The following is a 17,153-nucleotide window of genomic DNA, read 5'->3' on the forward strand; positions in this document are numbered from 1 at the left end:
GTCCTCCCGGTTTCCCTCATACTAGTATCTTCTAGTAATCCATGGTTCTATGGAATATCGAGGGTTCCCGTTTCTGGCGGGGTCCTGCAATCTGAGGAGTGCGTACACATGGCGACGCTTCATCTTGTTCCCGTCATCGATGAGGGGCTGGGTAACTCCACCTACCTCCTGGACATCGGCCAGGGAAGGGCACTGGTGGTGGACCCGGAACGGGACCTGCGCGAAGTGCGCGCCGAGGCGAGGCGACTGGGACTGACCGTCGCGTACGCCGCGGAAACACACCTGCACGCGGACTTCATCTCCGGCGTGCGCGAACTTCAGCACGCCGAAGGAGCCACTGTGCTCGCGCCCGAGGCCGGCCCGCGCGAATTCACCCACACAGTGCTGCACGACGGCGACACCCTGGACCTCGGTGACTTCACCCTGCAGGCGCTGGCGACACCCGGCCACTCACCCGAACACCTCGCCTACCTGCTCCTCGACCAGGGGCGCATCGCCGGCGTTTTCACCGGTGGGTCGCTCATGGTCGGAACCGCCGGCCGCACCGACCTCGTGAGCCCGGACATGACCGTTCCGCTGGCCCGAGCCCAGTATCACTCACTGCACCGGCTGATGGACCTGCCCGACGACACCCCGGTCTGGCCCACCCACGGCGCCGGATCGTTCTGCTCCGCCGCAGCCGGTGGCGAACGGACAACCACAATCGGCCGCGAACGGGCGACCAACCCACTGCTCCAGGTCTCCGGCGAGGACGCCTTCGTCGATGCACTGCTCGGTTCACTCGGCACCTTCCCGGGCTACTTCCTGCGCCTCGGCGAGATCAACCGGCGGGGCCCCGTCGTGCTCGGGGCCACCCCGGCCTTGCCGACCCTGTCCGCCGACCGGGTGAAGGAGCTTCACGAGCAGGGTGCCCAAATCGTGGATTCCCGGCAGCCCGCGGACTTCGCCGCCGGGCACATCCCCGGATCCCTGTCCATAGCGCTGCGTCCGGTGTTCGCGACCTGGCTCGGCTGGCTGGCCGACCCAGAGCGGCCGGTCATCATCGTTCGCGGAGCTGACCAGGACCCCGAAGACATTGTCTGGGCGGCCGCGAAGGTGGGCTTCGACACCCTTGCTGGCGAACTCGACGGAGGCTTCCCGACGTGGAGGATCTCCAGAGCAACGGCGGCCGGGTCGCTGATCGAGGCCGGGGGAATGGTTTCGGGGGCCGAGGCATCCGCCGCCGTGATTGACATCCGCCAGGCCTCTGAGTTTGCGGCCGGCCACGTGGCCGCCGCGCGGAACGTCGAGCTCGGCGGTCTCGCCGAACTCCTCTCCGACCTGCCTGCCGGTCCTCTCGTCGTGATGTGCGGACACAGTGAGCGCGCCATGAGCGCGGCCAGCATCCTCGAGCGAGCTGGCCGCACCAACGTCACCGTGCTCAACGGCGGTGCCGCCGACTGGGCACGCGAAGCCGGTCGCTCGCTGGAGACCGGGCTGTGAGCCGGACACCGAAAACTGGAGCTGATCGGAAGGGCGCGGACCGCGGCATCATCCTGGGCCTGAGGCAGAACCTTGCCCAGTTCATGCTGCTCGTGGCGATCAATGCACTGGTCGGCGGCACCCTCGGCCAGGAGCGCACGGTCTTGCCGCTGTTGGCGAACGAGGTCTTCCACCTCGACCGGTACACCGGCGCGCTGACCTTCATCCTCGCGTTCGGCCTCGCCAAGGCCGGCACCAACTACTTCGCCGGCACCCTCTCCGACCGCTACGGCCGCAAACCCGTGCTGATCGCGGGCTGGCTGATCGCCATACCCGTACCGCTGCTGCTGATCGTGGGCCCGAGCTGGGGCTGGATCGTCGCCGCCAACGTGATTCTCGGGATCAGCCAGGGGCTGACCTGGTCCACCACCGTGGTCATGAAAATGGACCTCGTCGGCCCGAAGCAGCGGGGCCTCGCCATGGGCTTCAACGAGTCGGCCGGCTACCTGGGCGTCGCGGCCACGGCCCTGGCCACGGGCTACATCGCCGCCGAATACGGGCTGCGCCCCGGCCCGTTCCTGCTCGGCGCCGCCTTCATCGCCCTCGGCCTCGGACTGTCCGTGCTCTTCGTGCGCGAAACTCGCCACCACGCGAAGGTCGAAGCGGCCAACCATGTGTCCGTGCACGCGCACGCCGGCTCCCTCAGTGACCGGCAAGTGTTCACCCTCACCAGTTTCCGGGACAAGTCGCTGTCCTCGATCAGCCAGGCCGGGATGGTCAACAACCTCAACGACGGCCTGGCCTGGGGCCTGTTCCCCATCCTGTTCGCTGCCGCCGGGCTCAGCATCGAACGCATCGGCATCCTGGCCGCAGTCTACCCGGCCGTCTGGGGAGCCGGCCAGCTGATCACCGGCGGCCTCTCCGACCGGATCGGCCGTAAATGGCTGATCGTCGGTGGCATGCTCGTGCAGGCCGTCGCCCTGGGCATGGTCGCTGCCGGGAACAGCTTCGGGATCTGGCTGGCCGCCGCCATGCTGCTCGGCGCCGGCACCGCCATGGTCTACCCGACGTTGCTCGCCGCGATCAGCGACGTCGCGCACCCCGAATGGCGAGCCCGCTCGGTGGGCGCCTACCGGCTGTGGCGCGACGGCGGCTTCGCCGTCGGCGCCCTGCTCTCCGGGCTGCTCGCCGACGCCTTCGGCATCCCGACCGCGGTGGCCGCGGTTGCGGCGTTGACCGCGGCATCCGGGCTCGTCGTTGCCGTGCGCATGCGCGGAGACGACCACCCCTGAGTAGGTATCACCTGAGCACGAGCGTGACGATCGTGCTCAGGTGATTATCACGTGGCCGAAATCGATTCCGCTCCCCATGAACTGGGCCGGCCTTAGGTGGTGCAGTGAGCGGACGCTCATGGGGCGCAGAATCCGCCGTTATGGTTTCGAGCCGGCGTTGGGCAGCTGGGTACCATTTGGGAACCGCGGAGCTTCCCTATTCTGCGGGGCCGGACTGTTGTTGAGGTGCTCGGTGTGAGGCGCGCGTACCCAGGAAGGGAGGGGGCGGCGATGCTGGGACTGCGGGGATTCCCTGTTTGAAGATGGGTTCGAGGAGGCGCAGTGCTTTGTCGGGGAGCCCGTCTCCCGGGAAGAAGTCATTCAGCAATTCCTCGGCCGCATTGAGTTCACGAACATCGCAGATTGCGAGCAGGTTGGCGATGTCCTGCACGTCGCGTCCCGGGCGCGATGCGTTGAGCTTCATGGCTAGCAGCGCCCGGGGCGAGGCAACTTCCACTGTGATGTCCTCGTTCGCGTAGAGGACCTCCCAGCCAGGGTCAGCCCCATAGGACGGTAGAAACATCGTGGCGTTGCTGTTGAGCCAGTCCTGTGGCCAGCCGTTCTCGTCGGCGACTTCAACTGCGGCCTTCAGGATTGGTTGCTCTGGCTGCAGGTGAGCATCGACATCTGCGGTTGTTCGGCGGTCGAAGTACCGGAGAGCGAGTGCAGCGCCTCCAACTATTCGGATGCCTGCAGGCTGGCCGGCGGCGCGGAGCTTGGTGATGACCGCGTTGATGCCGCGGATGAGGTCATCGCGGTTGAGTTGATCTCCTGGCATTAAATGCTTTCCAGGGTTTCGGCTTCAATCAGGATGCCGCGCCGGAGGAACTCGACGGGGACTCGCGCCGGGTCTGCCGGGATCTCGTAGTCGCTTGTGCGCGGTGCCCACGGGCTGTCGTGGTGTCCTACTTGCCTCGTGACCCAATCCGGAACGGGCAGGGCTTCTGCCTTGAGCCGGTATTCGCAAAGAGCGGCGATCGCGGCGTCCCATCGTTCGGACCCGGTGGGGGACGGCTCGCTCAACGCGAGGCCGACTCGTGTGGCTCCGCGTTCTGAAGCGAGGTTGTCGGCGAGTTGGAGGAATCGCCGGAATGCCGAGACTTCATCTGATCTGGTGATTGCTTCGCCGATCTCGGATGCGATGCGGGCTGCATCGCTGCGTACCGTCGGGACTGTCACAATCGTGTGGCGGGTCGCTCGCAACAGTGCCTCGAGTGTGGCGACTGTCGGTTCGCGCTTGCCGTGTTCAATCAGGGAGAGCGACGAGCCGGCGATCCCTGAGCGAAGTGCGAGCTGGCTTTGCGTGAGTCCGCTCGCAGCCCTGGCGGAACGAGCAAGAACACCTGCTGTCATTTCAATCACCACCTTTTACTAAGTAGTAAAAGCATACCAGTCCCGATCCAATGAAGGGCTGGAGGATGTTGATGGCCCTGCAGGTCGAGGTGAATTGTGCCGTCATGATTGAACTACTGATCGGGTACGCGCGCGTATCCACAAATGAGCAAGACCTCACCGCCCAACAAAACGCCTTGGAACGACTGGGCGTTAGATCGAACCTGATCTACACCGATCATGGATTGACAGGAACCAACCGTGCGAGGCCGGGACTACGAGAAGCGCTTGCTGCCTGCAGGAGCGGGGACACACTCGTGGTGGCCAAACTCGATCGTCTGGCCAGGTCGCTCCGCGATGCGAAAGACATCGTCGATGAGCTGACCGCCAAGGGAGTGAAGCTCAGCATCGGCGGCTCCGTGCACGACCCGAATGACCCAGTCGGCCGGCTCCTTTTCAACGTCCTCGCCATGGTCGCGGAATTCGAGTCAGATCTCATCCGCTCTCGAACGAAAGAGGGCATGCAGGTGGCGAAAGCGAAGGGCCGGTTGCGCGGCAAGCCACCGAAGCTCTCCGTGGCGCAGCAGAAGCACTTGATGGAGGTCTACAACGCTGGTACTCACACAACTGCCGAGCTTGCTGAGCTGTTCAATGTCGCCTGACGTGCCCCATGGTCTGGTTACCCGCAACACTCTGAGGATTGGGCCTTTCCTGAGAGGCTTCTTTCATGCCACGACCATTCCGTGTCGAGTTCCGGAGGCGAGCGGTCGCACTCGTCATAGCCGAGGTGCTCGGTCAGCTCGGCCTGTAACCCCGCTCGAGGGCCGCTTTGATCAGGCCCGGCACGAAGCCGCCCTCCCCGGTGAGCTGGATATCGCCGGCGTCGATCTTGGCGAACAGGCCCTCCAGGGCACCGCTATCGCGGAGCTCCGTGATCGCTTCCGCGGCCTGGACGGTGTCTCCCTCACGGCCCGGTCACCGTGGGCCCGGCGGGCCGCATCGCCAGGAGGGTGGCCGCGAACCGGCTGTGAGGGGCGACGAGGGCGACAAGATCCGCGTCGGCGATCGTATCCACATCGGTGAGCATCGGGAGTTGACGCACGCGCAGTCCGTCGTTTCGTAGCCTGGCGAGCTGGCTTGCGCCGGTGTGGGCGACGGACATGGGGACACCGCGGATCAGGTCGCCCCGGGAGCGTCCCGGGCGGGGCAGGCCGAGGGCGAGTGCCCAGAATCCGCCGTCGTGCGCTGGGCCGAACCAGGCATCCGTCGTGTTGTCCCAGTCGGTGAAGACCGGACCAAGCAGGGTCGCGCTCAGCTGTGGGGTGTCCATGCCGACGAGGAGTGCCGGCTCCGTGAGGGAGTCGAAGATGGCGGCCAGGCGTTCGTCGAGTCCACCGGACACCTGAGGCGCGATCTCGAATGCCGCCGCCGTGACGGGGGGCTCGACGCCGTCGAAGGCGAGGATACGGCGGGTCGCCGGGAGGGCCAGCGCGGCGGCGAGGGTGTCGTCAAGACTCGCGGCGGCGAGCTCTGCCGCCTGTTCGTAGGAGAGCGCCGGGTACAGCCGGGTCTTGACCTTCCCGGGCAGGCACGCCTTCGCCATGACAACAATCGCGGTCATTTCCGCGCCTCGCGAATGCGCAGGCCCTCGTCGTCGGCCGCGCTAAGGAACACCTCGGGCGTCACTGGCGTTCACGCCCGCGCCCGGCCGTCGAACGAGTGAGGCTAGGCACAGGGGAACCACTCTGCGGCGCGCTCAGCGGCGCGGCGGTGTGCGACGAACCGGCGGGTGATCTCTGCGATCGCGTCGGCGAGGGGGAAGATATCGCGCGTCACGAACTGGTCGTCGTGATCGGCCGCGACCGGATGCCAGTACACACCGTCGGCGGTGATCGTCACCTCGGGGATGAGCGAGTCGACCGTGAGCTCGATGCCGGAGTCGGCGACACCGCGGTGCGCAAGCGCGCGAATGACCTGATCCTCACGCGAGATTCCGAGGGTGTCGAGGAACGCGTGGAACGGGTCGAGCTCGTGAATCTGGTCGGCGGGGAGGGTGGCCGCGACCTTCACGCGGAACCCCTCGTCGTGTGCGATCCGGATGCCGTCGACGGCCTTGGCCCATGACCCGGTTCCGCGGTGACTGTCGTGGATTTCCGGAGTGGCGGAGTCGACGCTTATCTGGAGAGTGAGCCGGGAGCGATCCATTCGGCGCAGGCGCTCGAGTCGTGCGGCGCGGAACAACATTCCGTTTGTGAGTAGCGTGGTCGGGAGTTCGTGGGTGCAGGAGTTCACGAGAGCATCGAGGTCGTTCAAGAGGAACGGTTCGCCTCCAGTGAGGATGAGTTCACCGACGCCCGCGGCGGCAGCCTCGCTCGCGATCTGCTGGAGCCGCTCGGCTCCGATCGCTCGCCGTTCCGCCTTCGGCGATGAGCGAACGCAGCAGTAGTCGCACGCGAGGTTGCAATCGAAGTTCGTGTAGACCCACACCCGCGAACCGGGTAGTTGGGCGGGGTCGAGCCCCGCGAGCGGGTCGGGGGAACGCCCGTGCAGAACGGTCACCGTCAATCCCTCGACCGACACGATCTCGTTGCCGCTCGAGGCGCACCACGCCGCGACAAGGTCAAGTGATGCTAGTCGGTGCGCCGGGACGAGTCCAACGGTTGCTGTTCCGCCGGTCGGCACTCGCCCGATACATTCGATGAGGTCGAGTACGACGCCCATCGCCGAGGGTTCGGCTACCGACGGGCTCACGGGTGTTCTCGAGGTCACCATCGCGCGGCAATTCCTTGCTCGCTGACGGCTGCGACGAGGGACGAGTAGCCCTCTAGCCTCGGTGGCACCCAGGCTTGTAGGCCCTCCATCTCCATGATCGGCCGATGCTGCGGATTCTCCCAGTCCATCGCGCGCAGATTCGCGACCCATGGATCCGCGCGGTCGTTCGCGAGCGACGGCATCGCGGTGAAGTTGCAGTGGCTGTACTCGGGCGAGGTCCAGAACGATTCGAACGCGCCAGGCAGCAACTCGCCACGTCCGATCGCCTGCCACGTGTTGATGCCGATCGCGGCGGCATCCGCTCGATCGTCGAGCACTGCGCGCAGAGCGTCCAGCTCACTCCGCCCGGTGTCGCCGTGTTTTCCCACGTCACTGTCGATGCGGGTGAGATTCACGTCCTCCTCACTCAGGCCGGCCTCGTGCAGGAAGTGAACCGGGAGGATCGCAGCCTGAGCCGAATCGCGCGATCCAAGAACGAGGCGGCGCCCCCGAAGGCTCTCGAGCGATGTGAATCCGCTCCCCGCTCGGGCGACGAACACGGTCGTGAAAATGAGATCCGTGTCGCGCGACGCGAGTGCACGGCAGGCACCCTCGGTTTGGGCGACGGTGCGCACCCAGGCAAGATTGGTGTTCCAGGCGAGGTCGAGCGAGCCGGAGATGAGAGCATCAACCTGTCTGCCGTAGTTGGAGAACAGCAGGAAATCGATCGGTGTCGAGGTCTCGGCGAAGTAGTCCCGCATTCCTTCCCAGATCGGCACGACGTTGGGCGAGTAAGCGACAGCGCCGATGACCATTGGCTCGGTCATGCCACGGCCCCGGCCGTCTCGGTCTGCCTGGCCACGGTGGCGGGCTTCGGCGCATCGAAGAGGGGTCTGCCGGTGATCGCCCGACCGTAGAACTCGTAGAGCACGTCGGATGTCGGGGCCATCACGTGTCCCGCTCGTGCGTCGCGGAAGTAGCGGTCGATCTGCAGGTGCTCGGAGAACGCAGCTCCACCGCACACGCGCATGGCGATGTCCGTGACGCGCAGTGCGGCTTCGTTTGACGATGCTTTGCTGCCGAGTACAAAGAGAGGGGTGTCGTCTTCGGGATCGGCGACTTTTCCCGCGGCCGCGTCGAGATATGCGCTCGCGTTGGCCAGATCGATCGACATTTTCGCGAGTTGCGCCCGGATGGTCGGCAATGACGACAGGCTCTGATCGAGGTGCTCGAGCCTCGCACCCATCGTGTGGCGCACCGCGGCATCGGCTGCCGCACGGCTGAGGCCGATCGACACGGCTGAGTTGCCCAAGTTAAACCACGGCAGCACGTGGCCCATCATCAGGTCGAACCCGCCACCCGCGGCGCCCAGACGAAATTCCTCGGTCGTGTCTACCTCGACGGTCATCGGGCTCGAGGAGTTTCCACGGAATCCCATCCCGCTCCAGGGGCGATCGATCGTGAGGCCGGTCGATCCGGCGGGGATAGCGAAGAGGTCGACGGTCTCTGCATCCGGCGTGCCCGTGGAGATGACGTAGACGTCAGCATGACCAGCCGACGTGACCCAGCTCTTCTTCGCGGAGACCCGGATTCCCGCTGCTATCGTGGTCGCTCGCGAAACCGGCGCCCAGAAGTGTGAACGCGAACCCGCTTCGGAGAACGCCAGTGAGGCGAGCGAGCGGCCACTCGCGAGATCGCCGAGCAGCCCAGGCATCCCTTCGGGCGGCGCGGCGGCCACCGGCATCGCGGCACTCACGTGCATCAGGTAAATCATCGCGGTCGATCCGCAGGCGCCGGCGAGCGCACTGGCCACTCGCACAAGCTCCCGTGGTCCCTGGCCCAGCCCGCCGACCTCCGTCGGAAGAGTCAGCCCGAGCAGTCCCGATGAACGCAGCGCGGCGACCGCTTCCTCGGGAAATCGTCCAGCCTTATCCACGTCGTGGGCATGCTCACGGGCGATCTCCAATACGGGATCCAGTAGTTCGACAGCGTCGGTCACGGTCTGCCTTTCGTCGGTTCGTGCGGCTGGGCTGGGGGAGTCGGGGAGAGCGCGAGGGTGAGGAGCCCGATGCCGAGGCCGCCGACGACCGCCATGGCCGAGGCATCACCGCCGAGGGGCCGGATCGAGAGAGCGAGACCCACGAGCTGGGTGAAAGCGGCACCGATGAGAAGGGCTCCGGCGAGTGTCCGTAGCAGCCGTCGCCGGACGATGCCGCTGAAGATCGAGAGAACGCCGGCGGCCACGAGGAGGGCTGCACCGACCGGCCCGATGTTCACGAACCGAAACTCCGTGGGGAGCAGGGCGCCGAACACGAAACCGGCAAACGCGATCGCGGCGGCCCCGATCAGTATCGCCGAGCGGTCGCGCTCACTCGATCTGCCGGCTGCGCCTGTCACGAGAGCCTCACCATGAGCTGTGACAGCTGACATGATGACGCCGACCAGGTCTCGCGCAGTACCCCATCGACTCCGTAACTACGCCCCGCGGCCGTCGCGAAGATCGCGAGGTGCGCGAGCGCCATCAGGTAGTACGACCACTGCCACTCGTGTGGCGCGAATAGTACCGAGAGGGTGATCGCCACTGTCTGGCCCAGGCCGACGACGGCCCAGAACCGAGTGGCGAGACCGATGAGTAGAAAGGCGCCCAGTCCGCCCTCGACAAGAAGCGTGAACCATCCGAAGATCTCGATATTCGGCAGAACGACCCCATCGACGAACGCCGAATAGGGGGCGAAAACCGGGAATTCGACCGCCTTGTTCGCCCAAAAATACAGGCCGTCGTTGTTCACCCGGCCGAAGTCCGGGGGGACCTTCCACGCGACATTCTGTATCCACATGAGCGCGACGCCGCACCGGAGCACAGCGATCATGACCGCGGACGCGCGGGTCACACCCTGTGCATCAACCAGTGGACTAACCGATCCGGCCATGTGGTCCTCTCGACCAGACCATTCAAGCCACGTTCAGCCTCGAGCACAATGGTCAATGCATTACGAGATCCTGACACTTCGCCGGGCCGCACAGTCTCCGGTCGAGGGGATACTCCTGTGGCCGGATCGGTCCCGGTGTAGCCGGACGGCTCGGGGAGATAACGCCCTGTGTAGCTGAAGGGGACGCTCAGGGCGGTGGTCCTCACCTCCTGGTGAGGACCACTGAGGTTCCGTAACCGGGGACACACCAGGACGCAGAATCGTGGGAATCGGCTCGGGTTGGCCGTGAGTTGGCCGCGATCGGCGGTGTGCTCCGAGACGGGCGCTGTAGGATTCTCGACCAAGCATATTCAACGGAGGCACTGTCACCCACGTGGACCACACGACCAGTTCTGCCGGGTCATTTTCCGACCCCGACCATTGTTGTGATCGCGAAACGCAGTCAGCGGGCAGCCGATGATCGGCGAAGTGTTCACAGTGTTCCTGGGCATTCTGGTGATTCTTGTGATCATCGCCGCGAACGGATACTTCGTCGCCCAGGAATTCGCCTACATGTCGGTAGACCGCCGAAAGCTCTCCGCACAGGCCGATTCGGGCGACAAATCGGCGGCGCGCGCACTGACCGTTACGCGCCGCACCTCGTTCATGCTCTCGGGCGCGCAGCTCGGCATCACCGTGACGGGTCTGCTCGTCGGTTTCGTCGCGGAACCGCTCGTCGGTCAGTCTCTCGGAGTTCTGCTCGGGGGAGTCGGGATTCCTTCCGCGGTGAGCATCACGGTCGGAACACTGCTCGCGCTCGTGGCTTCAACGATCGTGCAGATGATCTTCGGCGAGCTGTTCCCGAAGAACTACGCCATCGCCAACCCGGAACCTCTGGCCAAGGGCCTCGCTCGGTCGACGACGATCTATTTGACCGCCTTCGGCTGGCTCATCACCGTGTTCGACCACGCCGCCAATCTGCTGCTGCGCGCGCTGCGCATCGAGCCGGTGCACGACGTCGACACGAGCGCCACCGCCGAAGACCTCGAGCGCATCGTCTCTGACTCCCGGGAGAGCGGTGACCTGCCCGACGAACTGTCGTACTTGCTCGACCGCATCCTCGACTTTCCGCACCGCGACGTCGAACACGCGATGATTCCGCGTGCACACGTCGATACGGTGCGGCCTGAGACGACGGTGGGCGAGTTACGCATTCTCATGGCGAAGGCCCACACCAGGTATCCGGTCATCGATGCCCGTGGTGAGCCCGTGGGCGTCGCGCAACTCGCTGATCTGCTCGGCGGCGCGGTCGAGGATAACGCGCCGGTGACGCAGATCATGAGGCCGCCGACGGTCGTGCCGACGCTGATGAGGCTGCCGGATGCTCTGGCTCAACTCACTCGCACCCGCAACGAACTCGCGTGTGTGATCGACGAGTACGGTGGTTTCGCGGGCGTACTGACCATCGAAGACCTCGCCGAGGAACTCGTCGGTGAGATCACCGACGAGCACGACGACGGCGCAACCTCTGTTCTGGAGCCTGATGGCGACGACATCTGGCTGATGAGCGGCGATGTTCACGTCGATGAGGCCGAGCGTGCCATCGGTCACGATCTGCCGCGCGGTGACTTCGAGACCGTAGCGGGCCTCCTCATAGCCGAGAGCGGTGCGTTGCCGAGTGTGGGCGAGAGAGTGAGCATCGCTCTCCCCGTCGACCCCGCCGATCTGGTGTTCGATGAACCGATTCGACGCAGGCTCGATGTCGATATCCTCGAGGTCGATCGCCACGTGCCGAGTGAGGTTCGCGTGAGCCTGGTCGAGATCGCCGCCGCGCCCGAGACCGACAGGGAGCTCGAGCGATGAGTGATCCCTGGGCCATCATTGTCGTGACCGCACTCCTCATCGCCGCCAGTGCGTTCTTTGTGGTCATCGAGTTCGCCTTGCTGGGAGCGAGGCGGCACCGTCTCGAAGAGTCGGCAGCGACGAGCCGGTCGGCGCGGGCAGCCCTGCGCGGCGTGAACGAACTCACTCTGATGCTCGCGGGCGCGCAGCTCGGCATCACCGCAGCCACGTTCGCGCTCGGAGCCGTGACCAAGCCCGCTGTCGACCGATGGCTCGGTCCGATATTCGAGTCGTGGGGCATGCTCGCCTGGGTTGCCGACGGCGCGGCCTTTGGACTGTCACTCCTGCTGGTCACGTTCTTGCACCTCGTGGTCGGCGAGATGGCACCGAAGTCGTGGGCCATCTCGCACCCTGAGCGCTCGGCTATTCTCATCGGGATTCCCTCGCGGGCGTTCGTCTGGCTGTTCCGGCCCCTGCTGAGGTGGGTGAACAGCATCGCGAATCGCCTCGTCGCGTCGACCGGGGTAGAGCCGGTCGAGAGTGCCGCCATCGGCGGGCTCAACGCCGAGACGATTCGACACCTCGTGGAGCACTCCGCCAACGTGGGATCGCTGGGGTCGTCGTTCCGTTCCCAGATCTCAAGCGTGATCGAACTTGAGACCATGCACGTGGAGCAGCTCATCGCCTCGAACAGGGAACCGACCGCGGTCTCGGCCGGGGCGAGCGTTGCTGAGGTGCAGACCGCGGCGGCGCGATCAGGCCACATGCGAATTCTCGTGGCGGCCGGGCCGGAGCTGACGGGCTCGCTGCCCGGCGTCGTGCATGTGCGCGACACGCTCCTCGAATCGGCGGAGCGGCCGGCTCGCGAGGTGGCTCGCACCGCCTTCGTAATCGCTGCCGGAACCCCGGTACACGAGGCCCTCGCTCTTTTGCGTGAGGCGAGCGTGCAGTTCGCGGTGGTCATGGAGGGCGAACGATTCGTCGGTGTCGTGACGCTGTCCGACGTTTTGCGACGGGTGCTCCCCGACCCGGAGCAGCGAACAACCAGCGTCACCGCCCAGACCTGAAGCGGTCAGAGGCCCCGGCGCTTCAGGTCGGCGAGGCCGTCCCTCATCGCCTTCAGCTGGTCAGGCGATTGACCGACCCAATCGACGAGTTCCCCGACGACCCTCACCGGCTCTCGTGTGCGGTACGACCTGGTCGGATTTCCCGCTTTCGTCCTGTGGAGAAGCACTCCCGACTCGTGGACTTCGCAAGGATTCTCATCGGACGCCTACGGGATCCACACCGTCTCGGTCGAGACGCTGATGCTTGACACGCTTCCCAGCATCGACGCCCAGAGTCTGATGTCGTCGCCGGGTTGCTTCTGATACGGCCGACCGTTCCGGTCGTGACACTCGTAGCCGACCTCCACTTCGAACGAAACCCCAATACCGTAGGCGTGCCCTCGCTGGAGTTGAAGCCTGACCGACAGGTCATCGAATGCGTGATGATGGCTCTGAATCGCGGTCCCGCCCTGGCCACTTTCCCGATGCTGGAAGAGCACCCGAGACGCGAACGGCCGCTGCAGCTCCCAGAGTCCGGTCACGGGGCTGATCTCCCAGACCGACAGATAGACCGTTCCGCGATAGGAGAAGTTTGCGTAGCCGGCGGACGGGCCGACGAGGTACCACCACCGGCTCTCAGCGACCAGGTCGACATCGGCGCTGATTTTCACGGTCGACAACGACGGTGTCGGAGCGAATCGCACGCCGACTCCCGCGACGCCGGTATAGCTCGGATTCAGCCCCGAAACGTTCGTCCAGCTGAAGAGGCGTCCGGACTTCTCGGATGCCGTGCTGACTGACGGTGCGGGGTCGGTCCAGCGATACCGGAAGAGGTGGTCGGCCGGGGGAGTGGAGAACCAGTACGTGGCCGGGTTCGCCTCGGAGGGAATGTACAGGCTCGGCGGCCAGGCGAGCGTGAAGATCGGCCGGTCGTGAAAATACTGGCCGAATGCAGCATTCCGGTACTCCAGCACTGCTTCACGGGCTTCGGAATTGTCGAACAGATGTCGCTCGAGGTCCGCGTGCGCCTCGTTCAGCGCGGGGTGGTTCGTCAGGCCCAATGCCCCCGATGGACCGCCGGAATCCATCTCGGCTCCGGATCCGGTGTATTCCGCGCTATCTGCCGGCATGATGGTGCCTTCTTCCCGTGCACAGTGACGGCTGAGACTGAATGCTGCGCGCAGAATATCATGAACGGGCTGTGCCCGACCAGGTTAGGCGCGCGGTGTCCCGTCGGCTTATCGACAGGTAGGCGACCAAGCCCGCAATCATCACGGTGAGGGTCAGGGCGACCAAACCGCTGCCGACCCCGATTCCGCCACCGGAGACCGGCTTGCCGAGCCAGTCCGCGAGGGAGGCACCGAGTGGGCGGGTGGCAACGTAGGCGAACCAGAACGCGAACACCGGGTTCCACCGGAACCGGGCGAACCCGATGGCCGGGATCGCAATAACGAGTGCGAAGAGCAGAGCGGACACGAAATAGCCCAGGCTCACGGTCATGGCGGTCAAGTCACCGACCGCGGTGCCGAGCGCAAAGGTGGCCACGACGGCCAGCCAGTAATACACCTCGCGACGCGAACTGTCGATCGAGTGGATCGACAGGGTCCCCTCGACGCGCTTCCAGAGCAAAAAGATTGTTGCCAGTGTTCCTGCGAAGAGGGCAGCGGAGAGCCAGTACGGCACATCGAACCCGGCGTGGAGCACATCGGCCACCATCGTGCCGAAGACCCCGACCATCACCACGGCCAGCCAGTAGGCCCAGGGCACGTACCGGCGCATCCTGAACTGGAACACCATCGCGGTCGCGAAGCCGGCGAGTCCCACGAGCACGGCAATGATCGGGGGCATGGCGTTCACCATGAAGTCACTTGTCGACTCTCCCATCGCGGTTGACAGACCCTTGATGAGCCAGAAGAAGACCGTGATTTCTGGGACGCGCTGCGTGCCTCGGCCGGTCAGCGCTTTCAACGCCGCGCTCGTGACCATCCCGCTACCTGGTCGGGCCTGCCGAGGAAAGCTCGACCCGGCGCTTCTGGATCGTCAGGTAGACGACCAGCGCGAGGATCGCGGTGAGGAAGACGACGCTCGTGCCAACGGTTCCGATCTCCAGGCCGCCATCGTGACGCGGCTGGGAGAGATAGTCCCCCAGGGACGCTCCCAGTGGGCGGGTCAGGACGTAGGCGGCCCAGAACGCCAACACGGCGCCCCGCCGCGCGACGAAGTGCGCGGTGGCGACGAGCGCGATGGCGGCGGCGAAGAGAACGGTCGACAGAAGGTAGCCGAGGTTGAGGCCTTCCGCGATGAGGTCACCGGCGGCGGTGCCGAGGGCGAAGGTGAAGAGGATCGTCAACCAGTAGAACGCCTCCCGGCGCGTGGTGGTGATGGTGTGGATGGAGAGCGTCTTCTCTCTGACGTACCAGCCGATGAACGTTGCCAGCAGCGCGGCGGCGAAGACGACCGTGGTGGTCACGAGGGGCACACCGAAGTTGTCGGTGAGGTTGTCGGTGATCAGGGTTCCGAAAATGCTGATCAGCACGACGGCGAGCCAGTAGATGCTCGGCGCGTGCCGCATGGACCGGAACTGGACGACCAGAATGACGGCGAGGAGGGCACCCATCACGTATGTCGTGTTCGTCAACCCGAGGTTCAGGCTGGTGGCGAGGAAATCGGCGAACGTCTCCCCGACCGTGGTGGCGAGAATCTTGATGATCCAGAAGACGAGCGTCGGCTCGGGTACCTTGCTGGTGGGAATGCTGCGGGTCTGAACGATTTCCGCCGTGCTCGTGGTCATAGACATCCTCAGGTCGTATCGGTCGGTGCCACCGAAAGGGGCGAGGGAAGCAACGCTAGGGCGACAAGGCTGGCAAACAGGCCCTGCGATCACCGCGGAAAACGAGAGCTTTCACAGGCTTTGGGACCGGCCGGATCGACAGGCCCCCGGGGCTCGGTTCAGGCTCTGTCCAGCTCGGCTGACTTCCACCATTGTCCGGTAGCCACGACTCCGAAAGCGGAGACGGGGAATGCCAGGACGAGCTGTAGCGCGCTGACCTCTTGACTCGCCGCTCGTCCGCCCAGACCCATCCAGAGTCCCGGCGCGGCGTAGGGGAACCATGCGCCGCCACCGAATGCTGTCACCAGCTGGGTGACAACGATGAGCAGGATCAGGCCGCCTATCCCGGGAAGGTACCCGCGCCCCATGCTGGCCACGAGGGCGAGGGGGCTGGCCAGGAGTGCGCAGAGGATCCCGACGCTGAATGCCCGGGTGGCCATGGCCAGGGCCGCACCGTCAGGGATGCCGAGTCCGATCGCCACACCGGCGACGAGCGACACGAACATGATGACCACGCAGAGTGCCCCGGCCCAGGCCAGGGTCACTGCAAACTTCGCGTAGGCGATCCTTGCCCGGCCGAGGGGCAGAGCGTAGAGCGAGGCGAGGGTCTTGTCGGTGAACTCACGGCCGAAACACCAGCAGACCACAAAGCCGACTCCGAGCAACACCGAGACGGAGAGCATCATGCCGACTACGCCGAGGTAGCCCTCCCACCCGGTTCCGATGACCATGGCTCGGGCCTTGACCGCAAGCTGGCCGGGGCCGCCGGAGGTCGCGGCGCTCATCAGTGCCGCCGCGAGCACGGGCAGCCCGACCGCCAGGAGGGCCGACACGACCCGAACCGTCGGAGCCCGCCTGAACTTGAGGGCTTCGAGCTCCATGGCCGCCCATCGTGCCGTCATTCCGGGTCCTCCCCAGGCAGGAGGGAATCGGCCTCAAGCACGAGATCGAAGAAGCGTCGTTCCAGGTCCGTCGTGCCGGGCCGCAGGGTGCCGATGATGGTTCCACGGTGCAGCACGGTGATCGTGTCTGCCACTCGCGCGACCTCGTCGAGGTGGTGACTCGAGACGAGGACGGCCGCGCCGCGCTCGTGAGCGGCCTCCTGCAGAAGGCGCCGGAGCACGATGATTCCTTGCGGATCCAGCGCATTCGACGGCTCGTCGAGCACGATGACGCTCGGTGCGTGCACCAGGGCGGCCGCTAGTCCGACCCGCTGCCGGTTGCCGGTCGACAGGACGCGAGCCCGACGGTCCGCGTAGGCGACGATCCCGAGTGCGGCCAGGGCCTGCGCGGCCTCGTCCCTGGCCGGTCCCGGGGCGAGACCGTGTAGTCGGGCCGAGGCATAGATGTTCTCGCGGGCCGTCAACTCCGGGTACGCGAACGGCGTCTCCAGCATCTGCCCGACCCGAGACCAGTCGCTCGCTGCCATTGTCTCCACGTCGGATCCGCAGAGCCTGGCGTGGCCGCTGTCAGGGGTGAGCATCCCGAGCAGGGTACGCAGCAGGGTGGTCTTTCCGGCGCCGTTGAGCCCGACCAGAGCATGAATTTCGGACGGACCCACCTTGAGTGACACGTCGCGCAGAACGACGGTGGCGCCGAGCTTTTTCGAGATGCGTTCTGCGGTGATGCCCGCTGGACGGTTCATTTCCCG

19 protein-coding genes and 1 pseudogene are annotated in these 17,153 nt (G+C 65.6%); 5 read left to right on the forward strand and 15 right to left on the reverse strand.

What is annotated here, in order from left to right:
• The first annotated feature begins 108 nt into the window (after positions 1-108).
• Together QMG61_RS01855 and QMG61_RS01860 are read left to right on the forward strand one after the other, a co-directional pair.
• A complete protein-coding gene (locus tag QMG61_RS01855) occupies positions 109-1,482 on the forward strand; it encodes an MBL fold metallo-hydrolase (protein WP_283492640.1) in 1,374 nt (457 codons plus the stop codon).
• Between the two features lie 83 nt (positions 1,483-1,565).
• A complete protein-coding gene (locus tag QMG61_RS01860) occupies positions 1,566-2,753 on the forward strand; it encodes an MFS transporter (protein ID WP_283492921.1) in 1,188 nt (395 codons plus the stop codon).
• Positions 2,754-2,949: 196 nt separating this feature from the next.
• On the opposite strand, the gene QMG61_RS01865 is transcribed toward QMG61_RS01860, so the two are convergent.
• Both QMG61_RS01865 and QMG61_RS01870 read right to left on the reverse strand, forming a co-directional pair.
• Positions 2,950-3,570 carry a DUF6036 family nucleotidyltransferase gene (locus QMG61_RS01865; RefSeq protein WP_283492641.1) on the reverse strand — a complete coding sequence of 207 codons (621 nt, stop codon included), beginning with the start codon at positions 3,568-3,570 and terminating at the stop codon, positions 2,950-2,952.
• Positions 3,570-4,145: a helix-turn-helix domain-containing protein gene (locus tag QMG61_RS01870; RefSeq protein WP_283492642.1), complete on the reverse strand. Its 576-nt coding sequence runs from the start codon at positions 4,143-4,145 to the stop codon at positions 3,570-3,572. The genes QMG61_RS01865 and QMG61_RS01870 overlap by 1 nt, the downstream gene beginning before the upstream one ends.
• 104 nt (positions 4,146-4,249) lie before the next feature.
• Between QMG61_RS01870 and QMG61_RS01875 the strand changes: the two genes are divergently transcribed.
• Positions 4,250-4,786: a recombinase family protein gene (locus QMG61_RS01875; RefSeq protein WP_283492922.1), complete on the forward strand. Its 537-nt coding sequence runs from the start codon at positions 4,250-4,252 to the stop codon at positions 4,784-4,786.
• A gap of 104 nt (positions 4,787-4,890) precedes the next feature.
• On the opposite strand, the pseudogene QMG61_RS01880 reads toward QMG61_RS01875, so the two are convergent.
• The 7 genes and pseudogenes from QMG61_RS01880 to QMG61_RS01910 all read right to left on the reverse strand — a co-directional run.
• Positions 4,891-5,060, reverse strand: a pseudogene (locus QMG61_RS01880) (IS256 family transposase); the annotation flags it as partial.
• A gap of 28 nt (positions 5,061-5,088) precedes the next feature.
• The gene (locus QMG61_RS01885; protein ID WP_283492643.1) at positions 5,089-5,745 is read right to left on the reverse strand and encodes a TIGR04282 family arsenosugar biosynthesis glycosyltransferase; all 657 of its coding nucleotides are present in this window, start codon (positions 5,743-5,745) and stop codon (positions 5,089-5,091) included.
• A 104-nt stretch (positions 5,746-5,849) separates the two neighbouring features.
• Positions 5,850-6,875, reverse strand: coding sequence for an Rv1681 family radical SAM protein (locus tag QMG61_RS01890; RefSeq protein WP_283492644.1), 1,026 nt, complete (start codon positions 6,873-6,875; stop codon positions 5,850-5,852).
• A gap of 14 nt (positions 6,876-6,889) precedes the next feature.
• On the reverse strand, positions 6,890-7,702 hold the full coding sequence (locus tag QMG61_RS01895) for an Rv1680 family SBP-like protein (protein ID WP_283492645.1): 813 nt from the start codon (positions 7,700-7,702) through the stop codon (positions 6,890-6,892).
• Positions 7,699-8,874, reverse strand: a complete 1,176-nt coding sequence (gene fadE16, locus QMG61_RS01900; protein ID WP_283492646.1) for an Rv1679 family acyl-CoA dehydrogenase — start codon at positions 8,872-8,874, stop codon at positions 7,699-7,701. The genes QMG61_RS01895 and fadE16 overlap by 4 nt, the downstream gene beginning before the upstream one ends.
• Entirely contained in the window at positions 8,871-9,272 is a 402-nt protein-coding gene (locus QMG61_RS01905; protein ID WP_283492647.1) for an Rv1678 family membrane protein, read from the reverse strand. The genes fadE16 and QMG61_RS01905 overlap by 4 nt, the downstream gene beginning before the upstream one ends.
• Positions 9,269-9,766, reverse strand: coding sequence for a DoxX family protein (locus QMG61_RS01910; protein WP_283492648.1), 498 nt, complete (start codon positions 9,764-9,766; stop codon positions 9,269-9,271). Before QMG61_RS01910 ends, QMG61_RS01905 begins: the two co-directional genes overlap by 4 nt.
• Before the next feature lie 495 nt (positions 9,767-10,261).
• On the opposite strand from QMG61_RS01910, the gene QMG61_RS01915 reads away from it, so the two are divergent.
• Positions 10,262-11,647 carry a hemolysin family protein gene (locus tag QMG61_RS01915; RefSeq protein ID WP_283492649.1) on the forward strand — a complete coding sequence of 462 codons (1,386 nt, stop codon included), beginning with the start codon at positions 10,262-10,264 and terminating at the stop codon, positions 11,645-11,647.
• The gene (locus tag QMG61_RS01920) at positions 11,644-12,693 is read left to right on the forward strand and encodes a CNNM domain-containing protein (RefSeq protein WP_283492650.1); all 1,050 of its coding nucleotides are present in this window, start codon (positions 11,644-11,646) and stop codon (positions 12,691-12,693) included. Before QMG61_RS01915 ends, QMG61_RS01920 begins: the two co-directional genes overlap by 4 nt.
• 5 nt (positions 12,694-12,698) lie before the next feature.
• Here QMG61_RS01920 and QMG61_RS01925 read toward each other — a convergent pair whose 3' ends face one another.
• The 6 genes from QMG61_RS01925 to QMG61_RS01950 form a co-directional block, all read right to left on the reverse strand.
• Positions 12,699-12,860: an NAD(+)--rifampin ADP-ribosyltransferase gene (locus QMG61_RS01925; protein WP_283492651.1), complete on the reverse strand. Its 162-nt coding sequence runs from the start codon at positions 12,858-12,860 to the stop codon at positions 12,699-12,701.
• A 39-nt stretch (positions 12,861-12,899) separates the two neighbouring features.
• A complete protein-coding gene (locus tag QMG61_RS01930; protein WP_283492652.1) occupies positions 12,900-13,802 on the reverse strand; it encodes a hypothetical protein in 903 nt (300 codons plus the stop codon).
• Between the two features lie 58 nt (positions 13,803-13,860).
• Positions 13,861-14,658, reverse strand: coding sequence for a COG4705 family protein (locus QMG61_RS01935; protein ID WP_283492653.1), 798 nt, complete (start codon positions 14,656-14,658; stop codon positions 13,861-13,863).
• A gap of 4 nt (positions 14,659-14,662) precedes the next feature.
• Positions 14,663-15,463: a COG4705 family protein gene (locus QMG61_RS01940; RefSeq protein ID WP_283492654.1), complete on the reverse strand. Its 801-nt coding sequence runs from the start codon at positions 15,461-15,463 to the stop codon at positions 14,663-14,665.
• A gap of 158 nt (positions 15,464-15,621) precedes the next feature.
• Complete coding sequence (locus tag QMG61_RS01945; protein ID WP_283492655.1) at positions 15,622-16,404, reverse strand: ABC transporter permease; 783 nt, start codon at positions 16,402-16,404, stop codon at positions 15,622-15,624.
• The gene (locus QMG61_RS01950) at positions 16,401-17,147 is read right to left on the reverse strand and encodes an ABC transporter ATP-binding protein (protein ID WP_283492656.1); all 747 of its coding nucleotides are present in this window, start codon (positions 17,145-17,147) and stop codon (positions 16,401-16,403) included. Before QMG61_RS01950 ends, QMG61_RS01945 begins: the two co-directional genes overlap by 4 nt.
• Between the last annotated feature and the right edge of the window lie 6 nt (positions 17,148-17,153).

This window comes from Cryobacterium sp. PH31-AA6, from assembly GCF_030063195.1.
Lineage (GTDB): Bacteria > Actinomycetota > Actinomycetes > Actinomycetales > Microbacteriaceae > Cryobacterium.